Source organism: Pseudarthrobacter sp. LT1 (assembly GCF_035621795.1).
Classification (GTDB): domain Bacteria; phylum Actinomycetota; class Actinomycetes; order Actinomycetales; family Micrococcaceae; genus Arthrobacter.
Map to the genome: position 1 here is coordinate 3967557 of NZ_CP141830.1, position 17982 is coordinate 3985538.

A 17982-nucleotide genomic window follows, 5' to 3' on the forward strand; every position below is an offset into this window, starting at 1 on the left:
CCAAAAGGATAGGAGCCGGAAGCGCACGGCTTCCGGCTCCCTGGATGATCCTGTGCCAACCTTTGGCGTTTCCTGCGGACCTGTTACTGCAGGCCCGGCTTTAGCCTTGGCCTCCTCCAGCGCCGGAGCCGGCTGCTGCATGGTTCCGCCAGCTGTGCTCGGGCTCGAAGCCCAGCAGCCGCCGCGCCTTGTCGATGGAAAGCATCGTTTCGTGCTCGCCCAGTTCCTTGGTGACCTTGACGCCCGGGAACACCTCAGCTGCGAGACCGGCGCTTGACCGGCTCATGACGGTATCGGCATTGGCGATGATGAAGGCCTCGAATCCTGGCTTGGCGTTCTCCAGCGCCCGCGCCACGGCCTGGGCGCCGTCCCTGCCGTCGATGTAGCCCCACAGGTTCCACTTCCGCAGCGTCGCGTCCCCATCGAAGGAGGGGAACTTTTCGTAGTCGGCCTCGTCCATCACGTTGGAGAACCGCAGGCCCGTGATGCTCAACTCCGGGTCCCACCGCGTCATCTCCACGGCCATCTGCTCCTCCAGCGTCTTCACCAGGGAGTAGGTGCTTTCCGGCCGCGGCGGGTATTCCTCGTCCACCGGGATGTAGGGCGGGTCGACGTCGAACGGCAGCCCCAGCACGGTCTCGCTGGACGCGTACACCACCTTCTTGATGCCGGCGCGCCGCGCGGCCTGGAAGACGTTGTAAGTGGACAGCATGTTGTTCTCGAACGTGGCCGCGTCCGGAAGGATGCCCGGGGCGGGAATGGCTCCCAGGTGCACCACGGCGTCGAACCCGTCATGCCGGTCATCAACCCCCAGCAGCGCGTCCACTACCTGCCCGTAGTTGCGCAGGTCCACCACCAGGAGCCCCGGGCTGCGCTCGCCTGCGCGGTCCAGGGTGAGGACCTGGTGGCCGTCGTCGGTGAGCCGGCGCACCACGTGCCGCCCCAGTTTTCCGTTTCCGCCTGTAACGGCAATTCTCATCAGTGTTTCCTTCTGTTGGAGTGCGTTCACCGTGCGGTGTTCGGTCAGGACGGGTGCCGCGGGGCTGCGAGGAACTGTTCGACGGCGGCGATTGCCACTGCGGTGATCCCGCCTTGGTCGCCGCTGCCGTTAACGGACACCAGGATGCCCCGGCCCGCGTACACCGAGACTACTTCATGGGTCTGCCGGTGGTAGAGGTCCAGCCGGCGCCGGAAGACATCGATGGTGTCATCCGTGCGGCCCTGTTCGGCAGCGCGGCGCTGCATCCGTTCCTCCAGTTCGGCGTCCGGCGCCTGCAGTTCGATGACGGCGTCCAGCGCATGGCCCTGGGCCGCGAGCATGGCATCCAGTTCCGTTGCCTGCGGAGCCGTGCGGGGGTAGCCGTCCAGCAGGAACCCGCGTCTCGCATCGCCTTCAAGGAGCCGGTCTTTGACCAGTGCGTTGGTGAGGTGGTCCGGTACGAAGTGGCCGCCGTCCAGGTACTGCGCAGCCTGGTTCCCCAGGTCTGTCTTCCGGCTGACGTTGCTCCGGAAAATGTCGCCGGTGGATACTGCAGGGACCTGGAAGTGGCGTGCCAGTTGTTCGGCCTGGGTCCCCTTGCCGGAGCCCGGTGGGCCGATGATGAGAAGCCTGGTCACGTTCCTGTCCTTCCGCGGCGGGACCACAGTCAACGGGCCGGCAGAGGCAGCACCGGCTCCCGCTTCATTGTGCCGGTTGGTCCTTGCCCGGCGCCAGCAAGCGCTGTTGCGGCCCGGAGCATATGGGCTTCGCCCCGCCCGGGATGTATATACTCTGGTTATCGGTTTAGCAGCAGGCCGTTGGAAAGTTCGTCGATCCAGCGACCATCACCGGCTCCCCTCCCCGTTGCGGGGTGCTTGTGTGTTGCAGGCTCGTTTTGACCTGAACGAATGGCACCAGAAAACCGTGGCCGGCGAGTCAACAGCAAAAACCGATACATCCATCACCGAGCACCTGCATGAATTGGTCCTCAACAGCTCCGATGTTGAGGACTTCCTCAATGAACTGGCACAGGTGTCCGCGCGCAACCTCTCGGAGCCAGGCGATGAGATGCTATGCGCCATCACCCTGCTCCGGCAGCGGAAAACCGCCACCGTAGCCAGCAGCAGCCAGCAAGCAAAGTCCATCGGACGTCTTGAGCACAGCTTCACCGAGACCCCCAGCCTCACGGCATTCACCGTCCAGGAGACTGTCCACGCTCCGGACCTCGAAGGGGACAGCCGCTGGCCGGAATACTCCACGGCAGTTGTGGCACAGGGAGTCAGGTCGGTTGCGGCTCTTCCCTTCCGGCTTGAAGGCGAAACCAAGGCAGCGCTGCTGCTGTACTCCGGCCGCGCCCACCGCTTCGAAGGCCGCGTGCTCGAATTCGCCGAAGATTTCGTCAGCCAAACCTCGCTGGCACTCCGCCTTGCAGTGCGTTTTGCGCATTACAGCGAAACGGCGGCGAACCTCCGTGCCACGTTGGAGTCCCGAACGGTCATCGATATGGCGGTGGGCATCATCATGGCCCAGAACAGGTGCAGCCAGGAGGATGCTTTTGCGATCCTGAAGACCGCGTCGAGCACCCGCAACACCAAGCTGCACGAGGTGGCTGCCGCCGTGGTGAACGCCCTGGGCCAGGGACCTGCCCGTACGCATTACGACGGCTAGGGCGGCGGTCTGCCCCAACGCGTTCCGCCACCAGTAGACTGGTGCCAACTTTTCGCCGGGGGGCTCAAATGGAACAGCAGCGTGTTTGCCTTGTCGTGGAGGATGACGACGACATCCGGGGCCTGATCTCAGTGGTCCTGTCCCGCGCGGGGTTCAAGGTCACCGCGGTGGGAACAGGGGCGGAGGCCATCGCCGCAGCGGCTGATCCCGCCATCGCCCTGGTCACCCTGGACCTTGGGCTTCCCGATATGGACGGGCACGTGGTGGCCCGCGCCATCCGCGCCCTCACCACCGCGCCCTTGCTCTTCCTGACAGCCCGCTCGGAAGAAGACGACGTGCTGGCCGGCATGGCGTCAGGGGCTGCGGGCTACCTCACCAAACCTTTCCATCCGAACGAACTGAAGGCCCTTGCCGGGCAGTTGTGCCCGGCGGCGGCTCCAGCACAGGAGCCACAGGTACCGGGCAAATCCCACTGCTGATCTGTCCGCCGGGAAGTGAGCCGCAACTCCCGGCAGCGTGGGCTCGTCCGACGACGGCCCGTGCCGCCGTCGGACGCGCACTTGTGCTACTTCGAAAGGAAGTTCAGCAGGGCCTCGTTGACCTCTGCGGCGTGCGTCCACAGCAGGCCGTGCGGGGCACCCTCGATCTCCACGTACTCGGCGCTGGGCAACGCTTTGGCGAACAGGCGGCCGGTGGAGTCGATGGGCAGGATGTTGTCCGCGGTGCCGTGCACGATCAGGGCCGGGACATCGATCCTGGGGATGTCCTGGCGGAAGTCCGTGAGCCAGGTGGGCTGGGCGGCAACGGAGGCCGTTGCACCGGACCCGGTGGCAAGGTTCCAGCCCGCATTCATGACTTCCTGGCTCAGGCGGGGTGTGCCCAGGAAGGTGTCGGAGTTGTAGAAATTCTTGAAGAATTCGGTGAAGAAGGCGTAGCGGTCGGCCGTGACTGCTTCCAGGAGGCCGTCGAACACCTCCTGGGGGACGCCGTCGGGATTGTCGTCGGTCTTGAGCAGGTAGGGCTCCAGGGATCCGAGGAACGCTGCCCGGGACACGCGTGCGGAGCCGTAGGTGCCCAGGTAGCGGCCGACTTCGCCGGTGCCCATGGAGAAGCCCACCAGCACCACGTCGTTCAGGTCCAGGGTGGTCAGCAGGGTGTTGAGGTCCGCCGCGAAGGTGTCGTAGTCGTAGCCCTCGGCGGGCTTGCTGGATTTGCCGAAACCGCGGCGGTCATAGGTGATGACCCGGTAGCCGGCACCCAGCAGGGCAGCGGTCTGCTTTTCCCAGGATGACCCGTCCAGGGGGTAGCCATGGATCAGCACCACGGGCTGTCCCGAGCCGTGGTCCTCGTAGTAGAGCTCGATATCAGTGCTGTTCTCAGTACCAACGGTGATTAAAGCCATCGGGGATGAATTCCTTTCGAGACTGACCAGGCGGCAGGCAGAGTGCCGTGCCGCGCATCTCCCACTCTAGGGCGGCAGGCTCCGGCCGAGGAGTGTTTTGCGGCGACGGGGGACGTGCCGAGTGCGTTGCGACGGCAGCTGTGGCAATATATGCGCATGAATGCAGATAAGAATGCTTGCTCGCTGGGCGCGGACAGCCAATACGTGGAGTTGGCGGTGGAGGTCTTCGCCATGCTGGCCGACGCCACCAGGGTGCGGATTATTTTGGCGCTCCGGGACGGCGAGATGGCGGTGGGCGCCCTGGCGGACGTTGTGGGCAAGTCACCCGCCGCCGTGTCCCAGCACCTGGCGAAAATGCGCCTGGCCCGGATGGTGTCCACGCGGCAGGACGGGACGCGTGTGCTCTACCGGCTGGAAAACGAGCATGCACGGCAGCTGGTGGCGGATGCGATTTTCCAGGCCGAACACGCCCTTGGCGGAGAGCCCGCACACCACCGCATCACCAACCATTCTGCGCAAAGGAGTGCCTCATGAGCGGGCCGCACCAAGAGTCAACGCATACTCACAGCCACGCCCATGCGGAGGGGCACGGCGGGCACGACCACGGTCATGAGCACCACCACGACCACTCGCACGACCACGGTCATGAGCAGCACCACGACCACGACCACGGCGGGCACGGCCACCATCACCACTCCGGTTTCAAGGGCTGGCTGTTCGAACTGTTCGTTCCGCACACGCACGATGCCGCCGATTCCATTGACGACGCCATGGAGGCCAGCAGCGAGGGCATCCGCGCGCTGAAGATCAGCATGTTCGTCCTGCTGGCCACTACCATTCTGCAGTTCCTGGTGGTCCTGTTCAGCAGCTCGGTGGCGCTCCTGGCGGACACCATCCACAACTTTTCCGACGCCCTGACCGCGGTACCCCTGTGGGTTGCCTTCATCCTGGGGCGCAGGGCCGCCAACCGCCGGTACACCTACGGCTACGGCAGGGCGGAGGACCTGGCAGGCCTGTTCATCGTGGCCGTGGTGGCCCTTTCCGCCGTCGTTGCCGGCTGGCAGTCAGTGGACCGGCTGATCCATCCCCAGCCGCTGCAGAACCTGGGCTGGGTGATGGCCGCAGGCCTGATCGGCTTTGCAGGAAACGAAGCCGTGGCGATCTACCGCATCCGGGTGGGCCGCAGGATCGGTTCCGCCGCGCTGGTGGCGGACGGTGTGCACGCCCGGACGGACGGTTTCACCTCGCTGGCCGTGGTGATCGGCGCCGTCGGCGTCATGCTCGGTTTTCCGCTGGCGGACCCGATCGTTGGGCTGATCATCTCCGCAGCCATCATGGTGCTGCTGTGGGGCACCGTTCGGAGTATCGGACGGCGGCTTATGGATGGCATCGAACCGGAGCTGGTGTCGCGTGCCCAGTCCGCGCTGGAGGGGACGCCGGGCGTCCTCGGCGTCCAGCACCTGCAGCTGCGGTGGTCGGGCCACCGGCTGCAGGGCTCGGCACGCATAGAACTGGCAGACACGGAGTTATCGCAGGCTGAGGAGGTCCTTGACCGCGCCGACCACCGGCTTCGGCAGGCACTGCCCAAGCTGGACCACATGCTGCTGGCCCCCGCCACCGCCGCCCGCCGCTGAAAGGCCTTAACGCAGAAGTGACCCGGCCGAGGCCGGGTCACTTCTGCATTGTGGGAATTCCGGGCCTAGGCCCGGGCAGCCTTTCCAGGCAGGGCCAGCTTGAAGACCTTGGCCCACGAGGAACCTACCTGCTTCAGCAGCGGCCCCGTGGTGTACTTCAGGCCGTAGCGCTGGCAGATCTCGCGGACCCTGGGTGCCACCTCTGCGTACCGGTTGGAGGGCAGGTCCGGGAAGAGGTGGTGCTCAATCTGGTGGGAGAGGTTGCCGGTCATCAAGTGCATGAACTTGGAGCCTGAGATGTTGGCGGACCCGATCATCTGGCGCACGTACCAGTCGCCGCGGGTCTCGCCGTCCACCATTTCCTCCGTGAAGGTGTCCGTTCCTTCGGGGAAATGGCCGCAGAAGATGACCGCGTGGGCCCAGACGTTGCGGATGGCGTTTGCTGCGATGGTGCCGAACAGGGCCTGCTTGGCGGAGCCGGTCAGCATGGCCAGGGCGGGGGTGGCGGCGTAGTCCTTGGTGAACTGGGTGACAACCTTCTTGCCCAGGGCCTTGAGGTCCTTGAGCAGGGCCTCCTTGGACTTGGTGCCTTCCTTGTACTCGGTCAGCTCGAGGTCGTAGATTGCAATGCCCCATTCGAAGACCGGAGCCAGGATGGCGTTGAACAGCGGGTTGGCCAGGTTGATGGGCTTCCACGGCTGGTTTTCGTCCATCCGGAGGAGGTTGTATCCGACGTCGTTGTCCTTGCCGACAACATTGGTCCAGCGGTGGTGCAGGTCGTTGTGCGTGTGCTGCCAGGACCGCGACGGGGTGACAAAGTCCCATTCCCACGTGGTGGAGTGGATATCCGGATCGCGCATCCAGTCCCACTGGCCGTGCAGGATGTTGTGGCCCAGTTCCATGTTTTCCAGGATCTTGGCCAGGCTCAGCAGCGTAGTGCCCGTGACCCAGGCGGCTTTGTTCTTTCCCACCAGCAGGGCCGCGCGGCCGGAAAGTTCCAGGCCGCGCTGGATCTTGATCATGCGGCGGATGTAGGCGGCGTCTTCCGCGCCGCGCTTGCCCAGGATCTCATCACGGATGGCGTCGAGCTCGCGGCCCAGCTCCGCTACCTGCTCGTCGCTGAGGTGCGCGGCGGCCGGCGGCCGGACGGTGGGGCTGCCCGATTCGGCGAGCTTCCCGGGGCGCGTTCTCGAGCTTCCCGCGGGGGTGACCTTGGTAGGTGTGATTACAGACATTCCGTGGTGCTCCTCAGATTTCGAGGTTGACGGGTCCGGCGGCTGCCGAGACACACGTTTGGATCAGTTGGCCGGGTTCGCCATGGATTTCCCCGGTACGCAGGTCCCGGACCTGCCCTGCGAGCAGCGGTGTGAGGCAGCTGTGGCAGATGCCCATGCGGCAGCCGCTCGGCATCAGCACCCCGGCGTCCTCGCCAACGTCCAGGATGGGGGTGTCGCCGTCGGCCTGCACCTCGCGGTCGGAGGCTTCGAAGGTGACCAGGCCGCCGTCGTGCCCTACGCCGGCGTTGAAGGTGGTGTTGAAGCGCTCAATCATCAGGTTGCCGGGGTCGCCGGCCACGGCGACGTCGGATCCGGGACCCTTGGCGGTCAGTGCCCGCTTCCAGAGTGCCTCGGCGTCGTCCAGGAAACTGTCCGGACCGCAGGCGTAGGCTGCCCGTTCCTTCCAGTCGGGGCAGATCGCGTCCAGTTCCTTGGTGCTGGAGAAGTCCAGACGGCCCTGCTCGCCGGTGTACCAGTGCGCCAGCCGGAAGTTGGGGAATTGGTCCGCAAGCTCGGCCAGTTCCTCGCGGAACAGGCTGTCACCCGGGGTGCGGGCCGAGTGGACCAGGACGACGTCGGCATCCGGGCGGCGGGGAACGAGGGTACGGATCATGGACATCACCGGGGTGATGCCGCTGCCCGCGGTGATCATGAGCAGGGGACGCGGGTGTTCAGGGAGCACAAAATCGCCCTGGGGCGGGGCCAGGAACAGCACGTCCCCGGGCTTCGTGGTGCGCACCAGCGTGCCGGACACGGCACCGACATCGGTGACGGTGATGGCCGGGTCCTTGCCGGCGGGAGCGCTGAGGGAGTAGGAGCGCCAGTGGCGGACGCCGTCGAGTTCGACGCCGATGCGGGCCCACTGGCCTGCCAGGTGCGCCTTCCAGCCACGGCCGGGGCGGAAGAAGATCGTGGCCGACTGGGCGGTCTCCTGGACCACCCGGGTGACCACGCCGCGCAACTGCCGGGCCGAGTAGACAGGGTTGAACAGCGCCAGGATATCTTCGGGCGCCAAAGGGGTAGTGAGCACTGAGGCCGCCTGGGCCAGCTGTCGTAGCCGGATCATACGGGTAAGCCTAGAGCGGTGCGAGCCATATTTCTCTCTCTCCGTCATATGACCGTTCCGCAGTCACACGCTAGTTGGTGGGCGCGAAGCCTCCACGCCGCACTCTTAAGAGTAACGGTTGGGTCTCACAAAAGGTTCCCAGCGTCCTTCCGGCTCCATCCCAGGGCAGGGGCCACGTATTTTGCGATGGTGCCCAGGAGCTTGGCGTTGAAGTCCACGCCCAGCTGGTTGGGGACGGTCAGCAGCAGGGTATCCGCTGCCTGCACCGCGGTATCGGCGGCGAGCTGCTCCGCCAGGAGGTCCGGCGCTCCCACGTAGCTCTTGCCGAAACGGGACGTGAGGCCGTCGATGACTCCTACCTGGTCGCGGCCGTCCCGGAGCGCACTTCCGGCGAAGTAGTAGTTGTCCTCCTCATCCACGATGGGAAGGACGCTGCGGCTGACCGAAACCCTTGGCTGATGGGGGTGGCCTGCGGCCGCCCATGCGTCCCTGAACAGTTGGATCTGCTCGGCCTGGAGTTCATGGAACGGTACCCCGGTGTCCTCCGTGAGCAGGGTGGAGCTCATCAGGTTCATTCCGAGTTCCGCGGCCCATATGGCGGTCTTCCGGCTGCCGGCACCCCACCAGATCCGTTCCGCCAGCCCCGGGGACTGGGGCTGGACCGGGAGGAGGCCCGTGGCGCCGCCCGCATAGCGGGGATCGGCCTGGGCCACCCCGGCGCCCGTAATGGCTTTGCGGAAGGCGTCGGTGTGGCGGCGCGCCATGTCGGCATCGGTCTCCCCCGGCTGCGGCCGGTAGCCGAACGCGGACGCGCCCTGCAGGGCGGGCTCGGGTGAACCACGGCTGATGCCAAGCTGCAGCCTGCCACCGCTGATCAGGTCTGCCGCGGCCGCTTCCTCTGCCATGTACAGCGGGTTTTCATAGCGCATGTCGATGACGCCGGTGCCAATCTCGATACGGCTGGTGCGGGCCGCGATGGCTGACAGGAGGGGGAAGGGCGATGCCTGCTGCCGGGCGAAGTGGTGGACACGGAAGAACGCCCCGTCCACTCCGAGTTCTTCGGCGGCGACCGCCAGTTCGATGCCCTGGAGAAGGGCGTCCGCCGCCGTCCTGGTCCGGGAACCCTGGCCGGGACCCCAGTGGCCGAATGAAAGGAATCCGATGCGCTCCATACCTCCCCCAACTGTGCTGGCGGCAGCTGCATTCCCGGCTGGGATGATGGCTGGGTGGGTACTCCGGGTGAAGCTGTCGCTGTTTTCAAGACCATCGTGCTGTTCGTACTGGCCGCTGCCGCTGAAATCGGGGGCGCCTGGCTGGTGTGGCAGGCCGTGCGCGAGGGCAGGGACTGGTGGTGGGCGGGGCTCGGCGTGATCGCGCTGGGCGTCTATGGCTTCGTGGCCACGCTCCAGCCCGACGCCCATTTCGGGCGGATCCTGGCGGCCTACGGCGGAGTGTTCGTTGCCGGCTCGCTGGCGTGGGGCATGGCATTTGACGGCTTCCGCCCGGACCGGTGGGACGTCGCCGGATCCCTGGTCTGCCTGTTGGGCGTCGGCGTGATCATGTTTGCACCCCGCAGCGGCGGTTAAAGCAGCGGTTACGTGGCTAAAATCTAGCCACGACGAAAGGCGGGTCCTGTGGAGCGGGTGGACTACTGCGTTATTGGCGGCGGCATCGTGGGCCTTGCAACGGCCTACCAGCTGCTGCAGAGGCAACCGGGAGCCTCCCTGGTCCTGCTCGAGGCCGCGGGGTCCCTGGCTTCGCACCAGACCGGGCACAACAGCGGCGTCATCCACTCCGGGATCTACTACGCCCCGGACAGCCTCAAAGCCCGGTTCAGCAAGGCCGGAGCGCAACAAACCAAGGAGTTCTGCCGGGAGCACGGGATCAGGTTCGCCGAGCCGGGGAAGCTGCTGGTGGCTACCTCGGCCGTGGAACTGGGCCGGCTGGACCGCCTGGAGGAACGCGCGGCCGTCCATGGGCTGGACTGCGAGCGCCTCGACCAGGCGGAACTCAACCGGCGCGAGCCCAATGTTTCAGGCCTGGGCGCGCTGTTCATTCCGAGCACCGGCATCGTGGACTACGGGGAAGTGGCGCGGAAGCTGGCCGACCTCATCTCCGATGCCGGGGGGCGGGTCATCACCGGAGCCACCGTGGGCTCGATCGTGGAGCATTCTGACCGCGTGGAGGTTGCCACGGGCCAGGCCGTCTACTCGTGCCGGCGCCTGGTGGCATGTGCTGGCCTGCAGTCGGACCGCGTGGCGGAAATGGCCGGCATGAAGATCGACGTCCAGATCATTCCTTTCCGCGGGGAGTACTTCGAGCTCCCGGAATCCAAGTGGGACTATGTGACCCACCTGATCTACCCCGTACCGGATCCGGAACTGCCCTTCCTGGGGGTGCACCTCACTCCCACCATCAACGGCAGCATCACCGTGGGACCCAATGCGGTCCTGGGCCTGGCCCGGGAGGGCTACCCCAAATACTCCGTGGACCTCAAGGACGTGGGCCGCTACCTGCGCTTTCCCGGGCTGTGGCACGTGGCAAGGTCCAATGCCCGCACCGCAGTGCGCGAAGTCCGGAACTCGCTGTTCAAGGGCAGCTACCTCCAGGAATGCCGCAAATACGCCCCCGGCCTGTCCAAGGCGGACCTGCTGCCGTACGAGGCAGGCATCCGGGCCCAGGCTGTGCGCCGGGACGGAACGCTCCTGCACGATTTCCTGCTGGCGGAGACGGACAGGATGATCCATGTCTTGAACGCCCCCTCCCCGGCCGCAACTGCTGCCCTGCCCATCGGGGAACACCTGGCCGGCAAAGCCGTGCTGCACCCCGCGTCCTGACCGGCAGGCAGGCAGGCACCGGCCACGGCTAAACTGGCCCGGTGATCAACAGTGAGCAGCCGCCCCGGCCAACGGTCCCGCCGTCGCGCGGGAGGATGGCGGAACGACTGCTGCCTGGCGGAGAGGAACCGGACCCGCGCTTCACGCTTGCGAACGAACGCACCTTCCTGGCCTGGATCCGGACGTCGCTTGCGCTGCTGGCAGGTGGCATTGCCATCGAGGCGTTCACTTCAGGCCTCTTCATTGAGCCTGTCCGGAAAGGCCTGGCCGTCCTGCTGCTTCTGCTGGGCATGATGCTCAGTGGCGGGGCCGCCGTACGGTGGCTTCGGGTGGAGCGCAGCATGCGCAACAAGGCGCCGTTACCGCTGCCGCTCTTTGTGCCCCTGTTGGCCGGGGCAGGCGCGCTGGCTGCCGCCGTCGTACTGGTCTTCATTCTCTGGCGCTGATTCGATGGCACCCAGCGGCCCCAGCCCCCACGGCGATCCCGGCCTCCAGCCGGAGCGGACGGCCCTCGCCTGGGGCCGGACCATGCTGGCGCTCGTGACGGCGAGCGCCTTCTTCCTGCGCTGGCTTCCCACCTATGGGCCACCGATCCTGATGCTGCCGGTGGTTTCCGGCGGCGCAGCCCTGGCCATCTACCTCACGCAGCGCCGCCGCTACCAGGCGAGGTCGCACGGGCTGGCAGGCGAAAGCATCGAAGCCGACCTGCCAGCTGTGCTCTGGACCGCCTTTGCCGGGCTCGCCCTGGGGTGCCTGGGCATTGTGGTGGTGCTGGTCAGCTAGAACGGCCCCTGTCAGCTAGAACATGGGCAGGACGAAGCCGGCCAGCAGGGCCACGACGCCGATCGCCGTCAGGCACCGGCCCAGGACCGAGGCCGTCCTCCCGGGCTCCTCCGGCCTGGTGGTCTGCCACTGCGTTGGACGCTTGGGGTGGTAATAGATGGGCAGTGTGTCTCCCGCCGCCATGTCCTTGATGTCGTACGGGGACATCGGGGCGTTGTGCACCTGGTGCTTCCGGTCAAACCAGCGGAAGCCAACACCGGTGGAATCCGAGTACACCACGGCCTCGGCCACGTCCCACGGGTGCACGAAGCGGCGGAGGAACCCGGTGTAGAAGAGCAGTCCCAGCCCGGCGGGCAGGCACAACCAGGTGAGCACTTCCAGGATGGGACCTGCCATATCGAGCGCAGTGGGCATGAAGTTGATGGTACAGCTCAGGGGCTGGCTCCTTCAGCACCTGATACGTACGCTGAAGGAGACCGGACCGGAGTAAGGGGAAGCCATGAATGATCAGGACATTTTGACGCACATCCAGGCCCTCGTGGAAGAGGAGCACTCACTGCGTGAGGGCTCAGGGGACGGGCAGGCCCCGGACCAGGCACGGCTCAAGTACGTGGAAGAAAGCCTGGACCAGTGCTGGGACCTGCTGCGCCAACGGCGGGCCAAGAAGGATTCGGGCGAGAACCCGAACGACGCCGAAGCCCGCCCCATCAGCGAGGTGGAGGGCTACCGGCAGTAACCCCGCCGCATCCCACCATCCCGGGTGTCCGGGCCGGCGTGGCCCGGGCACCTGTTTCCGCCACCAACAGATTGAGCTCTTCCATGCGTATTGCAGTAGCGCAGATCATCAGCAGTGCCGACACCGCCGCCAACCTGGAACTCATCTGGGACTATGCCGCCCAGGCCAGGAACGCCGGAGCGCAGCTGGTGGTCTTTCCCGAGGCGTCCATGCGCGCCTTCGGCCATTCCCTGAAGGACATTGCCGAGCCCGTTGACGGCCCGTGGGCCAGCGAAGTCCGCAGGATGGCGAAGGAGCTGGACCTCACGATCGTGGCCGGCATGTTCACTCCGGGAAAGGACGGCCGGGTCCGCAACACGCTGCTGGTCACCGGGCCCGGAGTGGAGGCGTCCTACGACAAAGTCCACCTTTTTGACGCCTTCGGTTTCACGGAGTCCAAGACAGTGGACGCCGGGGAAGCGCCGGTGACGTTCGAGCTGGACGGGACGGTGTTCGGTCTGGCGACCTGCTACGACGTCCGCTTCCCGGGCCTCTTCACCGCCAATGCCAACGCGGGTGCCCAAGTAAATATCGTGTGTGCGTCCTGGGGTGCCGGTGAGGGCAAGGCGGAGCAGTGGGACCTGCTGGTGCGGGCCCGGGCGCTGGACAGCACCACTTTTGTGGTCGCCTGCGGCCAGGGCGACCCCGAAACAGTGGGCGCCGGCCGGGCGGGCACGGCACCCACCGGCATCGGGCACAGCGCCGTGATCACCCCCCTGGGCAAGGCGGTGGTGGCATTGGGCGGTAAGCCGGAACTTGCCGTCGTCGACATTGATCCCTCAACGGTGGATGACGTCCGGACCAAGCTGCCCGTCCTGGCCAACGCCCGCACATTCTGATCGCGTGAGGCGCCGTTCATGGCTTCGAAACAGACGGCAAAAGAGAGGACGACGCCGGGTCTCACCTGGGGCGTGCCGCCTGCGCCCGTGATGGCAGGCATCCGGCGGGGCCGGGGCGTACGGAGGCCGGCGGCGGAACAGACGCCGTTTACATGCCCGAAACATAGCCGATACGTGAACTTCACGCACGGGCTATTTGTGTAACGTGGCCGCAACTTTAAGCGGCATTGGCTGAAACACACACCGCCAAAAATGGATCCCGGGGGAAATGCCACGGGGCCAATCGGGCCCCTGCACCACGTTCACGTTGCGAAGGGACCCACCGGTGGAAATCACTGCCCAACACGTCTGGCTGATGATCTCGGCAGCCATGGTCCTGCTGATGACCCCGGGGCTTGGCCTCTTCTACGGCGGCATGACCCGCGCCAAGGCCGCCCTCAACATGATCATGATGAGCTTTATCTCGGCGGGGATTGTTGGCGTGGTCTGGGTCCTGTGGGGCTACTCAATGACCACCGGCGACGGCGTCCTGGGCCTCTTCGGCAATCCCTTCACCAGCTTCGGCCTGCAGAACCTCATGGGTTCACCGGACCTCCTCAAGGCCGGGTACAGCGCGACGTTCGCCATCATCACGGTTGCCCTGATCAGCGGCGCCATCGCCGACCGCGCCAAGTTCGGGGCCTGGGCCCTGTTCGTGCCGGTGTGGATTACGGTGATCTACTGCCCGCTCGCCTACATGATCTGGGGTGGCGGGCTGATGAGCGCAGGGGGCGCCGTCACGCAAATCTTCGGCCAGGTCATCGATTTTGCCGGCGGTGCCGTGGTGGAAATCAGTTCGGGAACGGCCGCCCTGGTGCTGGCCGTGATTGTTGGCCAGCGGCACGGGTTCGCGAAGGACCCCAACCACCGCCCCCACAACCTGCCTTTCATCATGCTGGGTGCCGCGATTCTGTGGTTCGGCTGGTTTGGCTTCAACGGCGGGGCCGCCACCAGCGTCGAACAGGCCGGCCTCATTTGGATCAACACCCTGGTGGCACCCGCGGCCGCCATGCTCAGCTGGCTGGTCACGGAGAAGGTCCGCCACGGACACCCCACATCCCTGGGCGCAGCCTCCGGCGTGGTTGCCGGCCTGGTAGCCATCACCCCTTCATGCGCCAACATCAGCCCGGTGGCCGCTATCGGCCTGGGCCTGGTGGCCGGCGCGGCCTGCTGCGTATTCGTGGACCTCAAATACCGCTTTGGCCTCGACGACTCCCTGGACGTTGTGGGTGTCCACCTGGGTGCCGGCCTCATCGGCACCCTGTCCCTTGGCTTCATCGCCCTTCCCGTGAACGGCCAGGGCGGCGGCCTCTTCTACGGCGGCGGAGTCCAGCAGCTCATTGCCCAGACAGCCGCCGTCGTCATCACCCTGCTGTTGTCCGGTGTTGGCACCGCGGTCATTGCCCGGACCATCAACAAGACGGTGGGCTTCCGGGTCAGCCACGAGGCCGAGACCGCCGGCGTGGACCTGGCCGAGCACGCCGAGACTGCCTACGCATTCGGTGAGATCGGAGCAGGATTCAATCCCCTGCGCCACGCCGCGGCCCACATCCCGACCGCACCTGCCCCGGCTGAACGGCATGCCAAGGAAGACTCCTTCGCGTAGGTTTCCGTTCTAGTCCGCAAGGATCTTGTAGAGCGCCCGGCGCAATTCGTCCATCTTTTCGACGGCGGCAGCCCGCTGTTCCCCGGTCACTCCGGCGCGGAACTGGTGGATGGCACCCATGAGCTTGGCGATGCTCTGATGGAAGTCCCTGTCCGCACTGTCCGGTTCAGCGTTCCATGCGTTATCCATTTCCTCAGCGTGTTCCGCCACGTAGGCCCTCCCTGCATCGGTGAGGGCAAACTCAGTCCCGCGGCCTTCACTGAGCGCCTCAATCAAGCCCTCGTCCACCAGCTGCTGGAGCGTGGGATAGATGGATCCCGGGCTGGGCCGCCACACGCCGCCGGTCTTGGCGGCAATGGTCTTGATCAGTCCGTAACCATTGGACGGCGTCTCTGCCAGGAGTGACAGGATGGCCGCGCGCACGTCGCCACGACTGGCCCTCCGTCCGCCGCGGCCGAAGCCGGGGCCGAACCCGGGACCAAAACCCGGCCCGAATCCGGGGCCAAAACCGGGGCCAAACCCCGGCCCAAAGCCTGGACCGCGGTGCCCATGGGGCCCGCGATGGCCCCTCCCCCGCTCGAAGCGGCCCTTGCCGAACTCCGGGCCCGGATGTTTCTCGTCGAATATGCCTTTCATGGTGGCATCGTCCTTTCATATTGACCTGTTCGCTGTCACTTCAGCGATAGTTAACGATATGTCGTTAACTATCGCTGGTCAACAGTTGGATGTGACCAAATCCTGATCCTTCCGCCTCTGGTTCGCCCTTCCCCGTGAGCGTATTCTGTTCCCACTTCCGAGGACGAGGGCTGAAAAATGGTGAAGAGGCGGAAGCGCGGGCGCAGTTTTGGCGCGGCCCTGGGAAGGATCCTGGGGTTCATTGCAGCGAGCGTCATGTGTGGCGTACTGGTGGCCAGCCTCGTGGTCCCGGCGGTGGCAGCAGCGGGGATGGGGGTCAGTTCCTCCATTGGTTTCTTCGAAAGCCTGCCGGCAGAGCTGACGGTGCAGCCGCCGTCGCAGGCCACCAAAGTCCTGAGCTCAGACGGGCAGTCGATTGCAACCTTTTATGCGGAGAACCGTGTGCGGGTGCCGCTGGACCAGATGTCGCCCTTCATCAAGGACGGCATTATCGCCATCGAGGACAGCAGGTTCTACGAGCACGCGGGCGTGGACCCGCAGGGGATACTGCGGGCGGTGGTGTCCAACCTGACCAAAGGCGGCGAGCAGGGCGCATCGACCATCACGCAGCAGTACGTCACCAACGTCCTGAACGAGGCGCAGCTTTCGCAGGACAGGCCGGACGCGGTGGTGCTGAACGGGCAGAAGAACCTGGGCGACAAACTGCGCGAAATGAAGCTGGCCGTCACGTTGGAGAAGAAGTACACCAAGGACCAAATCCTTGAGGGGTACCTCAATATCGTGTTCTTCAGCAGCAACGCGTACGGGATTGAAGCGGCGGCACGCTACTTCTTCAGCACCACCGCGAAGGACCTTACCCTCCCCCAGGCCGCCTTGCTGGCCGGGGTGGTCAACAGCCCCACCCTCTACAACCCGGCCACCAATCCTGATAAGTCGATCGTGCGCAGGAACCAGGTCCTGTCCGAGATGCTGCGCCTGCGCAAGATCACGCAGGCCCGATACGATGCCGCCGTGGCCACCCCGATCCAGCTGAAGATCACGCCGCAGCAGCAGGGGTGCGCCAACGCTGCCATGGCGCCGTACTTCTGCGACTACATCTCCCATTTGATCCTGAACAATCCCGCCTACGGGCCCACCGAGGCTGACCGCGAACGGAGGCTTTACCGCGGCGGCCTCACCATCACCACCACCCTGGACAGCAGGCTCCAGGCAGCCGCCCAGGCCCAGGTGGATGGAACCGCGGGCGCAAATCCGGACCGGTGGGCGGCCTCGCTGCTGACCCTGCAGCCAGGCAGCGGCAAGATCCTGGCCATGGCCCAAAACACGGTCTTCCTCCCGCAACCAGGCAAGTTCGACACCAACCTGAACTTCAACGTGGATGCCAAGGACGCCCAGGGCAACGACCTGAACGGCGCCGGCGGGTTCCAGCCCGGTTCCACCATGAAGCCCTTTACCTTTGCGGAGTGGCTGAACGAGGGAAAGTCGCTCACCGCCGAAGTGGACGCCTCACGCCGTGTCTATCCGCTGGGGTTCCCGTGGAAGGACAGCTGCGGGAAGGTGCTGGGAGCGTACAGCACGGCGCAGGCCAACCCTGCCCTCGGCGCTGCCGATGACCTGCAGAATGCGGAGGACGGCTTCTACCGCCCGATGCCCGTGAATTACGGCCTGTACAACTCGATCAACACGGCCACTTTCGCTTCGGCATCCCAGCTCGACTTTTGCGGCATCCAGAAGATGGTGGACGCCGTAGGGCTGCACAGCGGCTTGGACAGCACCCCGGTCAACATGCATCAGCTGGGCAACCTCCTCGGCGGCACCGGCGTGGCGCCCCTCACCCTGGCAAACGCATTTGCCACCTTCGCCACGGAGGGCCGCTACTGTGCTCCCATCGCCCTGGTTGATGTCACTGATGCCGCCGGGGCAAAACTGCCCGCCCAGGCCCCGGACTGCCACGACGCCGTCAAACCCGACGTGGCCCGAGGCGTCAACTCGGTACTGCAGGACGTGCTGAAGAAGGGTTCCGGCGTCTGGATCAACCCGAAGGTGCAGGACAAAGTTCCTACCGCCGCCAAGACCGGAACCTCGAACAACAACGGGTCCACCTGGGTGGTTGGCTACACCACCGGCCTGGTCACGGCGTCCTTCTTCGGCGATGCCCTGGAAGGCCAAAAGCGGGCAGGGCAGAACGTTACCATCAACGGCACGTTCTACCCCCGCCTTGACGGGTACATGATTGCCGGGCCGCAGTGGGCCAACTACATGCTTAAGGTGGCACCGCTCTACCCCGCGGGTCCGTTCGCGCCGCCTCCCGCTTCGATGATTGGACCCAATCCCAACTACAAGCCGTAGCCCGGGGATGGTCATCAACGCAGCCCGGTAAGGACCGCACCGCTCTGGCACGATGGGAACGTGCGGGCCCTTGAGACTGAGCGGCTCATCCT

20 protein-coding genes are annotated in these 17982 nt (G+C 65.7%); 12 read left to right on the forward strand and 8 right to left on the reverse strand.

Annotation, left to right across the window (positions count from 1 at the left end; genetic code table 11):
* Window positions 1-100: 100 nt before the first annotated feature.
* Complete coding sequence (locus VIK36_RS18620; RefSeq protein ID WP_324643159.1) at window positions 101-979, reverse strand: NAD(P)-dependent oxidoreductase; 879 nt, start codon at window positions 977-979, stop codon at window positions 101-103.
* A gap of 44 nt (window positions 980-1023) precedes the next feature.
* On the reverse strand, window positions 1024-1617 hold the full coding sequence (locus tag VIK36_RS18625) for an adenylate kinase (RefSeq protein ID WP_324643160.1): 594 nt from the start codon (window positions 1615-1617) through the stop codon (window positions 1024-1026).
* A gap of 286 nt (window positions 1618-1903) precedes the next feature.
* Here VIK36_RS18625 and VIK36_RS18630 point away from each other — a divergent pair, with 286 nt between their 5' ends.
* Window positions 1904-2647, forward strand: a complete 744-nt coding sequence (locus tag VIK36_RS18630) for a GAF and ANTAR domain-containing protein (protein ID WP_324645316.1) — start codon at window positions 1904-1906, stop codon at window positions 2645-2647.
* A gap of 68 nt (window positions 2648-2715) precedes the next feature.
* Window positions 2716-3126, forward strand: a complete 411-nt coding sequence (locus VIK36_RS18635; protein WP_324643161.1) for a response regulator transcription factor — start codon at window positions 2716-2718, stop codon at window positions 3124-3126.
* A gap of 86 nt (window positions 3127-3212) precedes the next feature.
* Here VIK36_RS18635 and VIK36_RS18640 read toward each other — a convergent pair whose 3' ends face one another.
* Window positions 3213-4049 (reverse strand): alpha/beta hydrolase, encoded by an 837-nt coding sequence (locus VIK36_RS18640; protein ID WP_324643162.1) that lies wholly within the window; start codon window positions 4047-4049, stop codon window positions 3213-3215.
* Between the two features lie 156 nt (window positions 4050-4205).
* Here VIK36_RS18640 and VIK36_RS18645 point away from each other — a divergent pair, with 156 nt between their 5' ends.
* Window positions 4206-4583, forward strand: coding sequence for an ArsR/SmtB family transcription factor (locus VIK36_RS18645; protein ID WP_224027077.1), 378 nt, complete (start codon window positions 4206-4208; stop codon window positions 4581-4583).
* Complete coding sequence (locus VIK36_RS18650) at window positions 4580-5683, forward strand: cation diffusion facilitator family transporter (RefSeq protein ID WP_324643163.1); 1104 nt, start codon at window positions 4580-4582, stop codon at window positions 5681-5683. The genes VIK36_RS18645 and VIK36_RS18650 overlap by 4 nt, the downstream gene beginning before the upstream one ends.
* A 65-nt stretch (window positions 5684-5748) precedes the next feature.
* On the opposite strand, the gene VIK36_RS18655 is transcribed toward VIK36_RS18650, so the two are convergent.
* The 3 genes from VIK36_RS18655 to VIK36_RS18665 all read right to left on the reverse strand — a co-directional run bounded on the left by VIK36_RS18655 (window position 5749) and on the right by VIK36_RS18665 (window position 9198).
* The gene (locus VIK36_RS18655; protein WP_255173314.1) at window positions 5749-6918 is read right to left on the reverse strand and encodes a fatty acid desaturase family protein; all 1170 of its coding nucleotides are present in this window, start codon (window positions 6916-6918) and stop codon (window positions 5749-5751) included.
* Between the two features lie 13 nt (window positions 6919-6931).
* Complete coding sequence (locus tag VIK36_RS18660; RefSeq protein ID WP_324643164.1) at window positions 6932-8026, reverse strand: ferredoxin reductase; 1095 nt, start codon at window positions 8024-8026, stop codon at window positions 6932-6934.
* A gap of 125 nt (window positions 8027-8151) precedes the next feature.
* Entirely contained in the window at window positions 8152-9198 is a 1047-nt protein-coding gene (locus VIK36_RS18665) for an LLM class flavin-dependent oxidoreductase (RefSeq protein WP_324643166.1), read from the reverse strand.
* Window positions 9199-9252: 54 nt separating this feature from the next.
* On the opposite strand from VIK36_RS18665, the gene VIK36_RS18670 reads away from it, so the two are divergent.
* The 4 genes from VIK36_RS18670 to VIK36_RS18685 all read left to right on the forward strand — a co-directional run bounded on the left by VIK36_RS18670 (window position 9253) and on the right by VIK36_RS18685 (window position 11646).
* On the forward strand, window positions 9253-9612 hold the full coding sequence (locus VIK36_RS18670) for a YnfA family protein (RefSeq protein ID WP_255173317.1): 360 nt from the start codon (window positions 9253-9255) through the stop codon (window positions 9610-9612).
* Between the two features lie 48 nt (window positions 9613-9660).
* On the forward strand, window positions 9661-10863 hold the full coding sequence (lhgO, locus tag VIK36_RS18675) for an L-2-hydroxyglutarate oxidase (RefSeq protein ID WP_324643168.1): 1203 nt from the start codon (window positions 9661-9663) through the stop codon (window positions 10861-10863).
* A 95-nt stretch (window positions 10864-10958) separates the two neighbouring features.
* Window positions 10959-11309, forward strand: a complete 351-nt coding sequence (locus VIK36_RS18680) for a YidH family protein (RefSeq protein WP_255175664.1) — start codon at window positions 10959-10961, stop codon at window positions 11307-11309.
* A gap of 4 nt (window positions 11310-11313) precedes the next feature.
* A complete protein-coding gene (locus tag VIK36_RS18685) occupies window positions 11314-11646 on the forward strand; it encodes a DUF202 domain-containing protein (RefSeq protein WP_255173319.1) in 333 nt (110 codons plus the stop codon).
* A gap of 15 nt (window positions 11647-11661) precedes the next feature.
* On the opposite strand, the gene VIK36_RS18690 is transcribed toward VIK36_RS18685, so the two are convergent.
* A complete protein-coding gene (locus tag VIK36_RS18690) occupies window positions 11662-12060 on the reverse strand; it encodes a hypothetical protein (protein ID WP_324643170.1) in 399 nt (132 codons plus the stop codon).
* An 85-nt stretch (window positions 12061-12145) separates the two neighbouring features.
* On the opposite strand from VIK36_RS18690, the gene VIK36_RS18695 reads away from it, so the two are divergent.
* The 3 genes from VIK36_RS18695 to VIK36_RS18705 all read left to right on the forward strand — a co-directional run bounded on the left by VIK36_RS18695 (window position 12146) and on the right by VIK36_RS18705 (window position 14905).
* Complete coding sequence (locus VIK36_RS18695) at window positions 12146-12382, forward strand: DUF2630 family protein (RefSeq protein WP_141945842.1); 237 nt, start codon at window positions 12146-12148, stop codon at window positions 12380-12382.
* A gap of 83 nt (window positions 12383-12465) precedes the next feature.
* On the forward strand, window positions 12466-13260 hold the full coding sequence (locus VIK36_RS18700; RefSeq protein ID WP_324643172.1) for a carbon-nitrogen hydrolase family protein: 795 nt from the start codon (window positions 12466-12468) through the stop codon (window positions 13258-13260).
* 325 nt (window positions 13261-13585) lie between these two features.
* Window positions 13586-14905 carry an ammonium transporter gene (locus VIK36_RS18705; RefSeq protein ID WP_324643173.1) on the forward strand — a complete coding sequence of 440 codons (1320 nt, stop codon included), beginning with the start codon at window positions 13586-13588 and terminating at the stop codon, window positions 14903-14905.
* Between the two features lie 9 nt (window positions 14906-14914).
* Here VIK36_RS18705 and VIK36_RS18710 read toward each other — a convergent pair whose 3' ends face one another.
* A complete protein-coding gene (locus tag VIK36_RS18710; RefSeq protein ID WP_255173322.1) occupies window positions 14915-15541 on the reverse strand; it encodes a PadR family transcriptional regulator in 627 nt (208 codons plus the stop codon).
* Window positions 15542-15718: 177 nt separating this feature from the next.
* Here VIK36_RS18710 and VIK36_RS18715 point away from each other — a divergent pair, with 177 nt between their 5' ends.
* Window positions 15719-17890, forward strand: a complete 2172-nt coding sequence (locus tag VIK36_RS18715) for a transglycosylase domain-containing protein (RefSeq protein WP_255173323.1) — start codon at window positions 15719-15721, stop codon at window positions 17888-17890.
* Window positions 17891-17982 lie beyond the last annotated feature (92 nt).